The 1,542-nt window shown below is 69.1% G+C and carries 1 protein-coding gene; it reads right to left on the bottom strand.

Going from position 1 to position 1,542, the window contains the following annotated elements; all coding sequences use genetic code 11:
- Positions 1–61: 61 nt before the first annotated feature.
- Positions 62–1,276, bottom strand: a complete 1,215-nt coding sequence (locus tag ACWD0Y_RS36615) for an IS110 family transposase (protein WP_450264570.1) — start codon at positions 1,274–1,276, stop codon at positions 62–64.
- Positions 1,277–1,542 lie beyond the last annotated feature (266 nt).

Genomic DNA, 1,542 nt, shown 5'->3' with positions numbered 1-1,542 from the left:
GGGGGTGCCTCTATGTCCTTCGTCAAGGATGTGGTGCCTGGTTTGTGACTGTTTGGGGTGGTCATGCGGCGAGGGTGACGGTGGGGGTTCGGGACTCGTAGAAGGTGCCGTCGCGGAGCATGGCGAAGAGGACGCTGATGCGTTGGCGGGCGAGGCGGAGGAGTGCCTGGGTGTGGGTTTTGCCGCGGGCGCGTTGGCGGTTGTAGTAGGTGCGGGAGGCCGGGTCGGCGTTCATGCAGGCGAAGGCGGAGAGGAACATGGCCCGTTTGAGCTGCCGGTTTCCGCCGCGTGGTGCGTGTTCGCCGTGGATCGAGGTCCCGGACGACTTGGTGGTGGGGGCGAGGCCGGCGTAGGAGGCGAGATGGGCTGCGCTGGGGAAGCCGGTGCCGTCGCCGACGGTGACCAGCAGGACGGCGGCGGTCCTGACTCCGACTCCCGGCATCGAGGTCAGGACCGGGTGAAGAGGGTGGGCCTCCAGCAGGGTGCTGATCTGGGCTTCCAGTGCCCGGCGCTGGTCATGGACCGCTGCGAGCGAGGCGGCCAGGGAGGGGATCACGATGTCGAGGGTGCCCGTGCCGGGAACGATGACGGTCTGCTCGTCGAGAGCGTCGAAGACCTCGTCGATCAGCCTCTGTGCCATCCGCGGGGCCTTGGGCCGGATGAGTTCGACGAGTCTGCGGCGGCCGGCCTTCCTCAAAGCGGCCGGGGATCCGTATCGCTCGAGGAGCCAGGTGACGGCCCGGTGGTCCAGTCGCGGGCCCAGGACGCGCTCCAGCGAGGGGTGGAACTGGGTGAGCAGGCCGCGTATCCGGTTGGAGGTGCGGGTGGCTTCCGCGGCGAGGTCCTGATCGAATCCGGTCAGTACGGTGAGCTCGGCGGTGACCTCGTCGGTCAGCTCCAGCGAGCGCAGGGTGTGGGGCATGGTGCGGGCGGCGTCCGCGATGACCGCGGCGTCCTTCGCGTCGGTTTTCGCCTCTCCCGGGTAGAGGTCGGCGATCCGCCGCATCGCGAGTCCGGGCAGGTAGGCGACCTGGCAGCCCGCGTCCCGGGCGACGGTCAGGGGCAGGGCGCCGATCGAGGCCGGCTGGTCGACGATCACCAGCACGGTGCCGAACTTCGCGGTCAGCTTGTCGAAGACAGCCCGCAGTTTCGGTTCGCTGTTGGGCATCGGCTTGTCGAAGACCTTCTTGCCCGCCGGGGTCAGCCCGTGGCCGTGATGGGCGCTCTTGCCGACGTCCAGACCGAGGAAGACGCCCACATCGCCGGTGTCTAACATCGCACCCCTCCCGGGTGGTTGACCTTGCCGGCCTCGGCGGCGGCACCGTGCTCGCGCATCCACGTTATGCAGACCTGCCGCCCGCGAACTGCCCGGCATTGCGCCAGGCCAGGCGGTGGCCGGACCTCTCATCAGCGTCTCCGACGGCACCCCTCGGACCCGGCGACACCACCCCCCAGGTCATCCGTTCGACAGAGGGGACACAGTCATACCGGGCCCGGAGGCCAGCGGTCCCGTTGCAGGACCGCGAAAAAGATAACGGGGGC

The organism is Streptomyces altiplanensis, from assembly GCF_053591575.1.
Note: the sequence above shows the minus strand (reverse complement) of the source record. Positions and strands in the feature narration are given on the sequence as shown.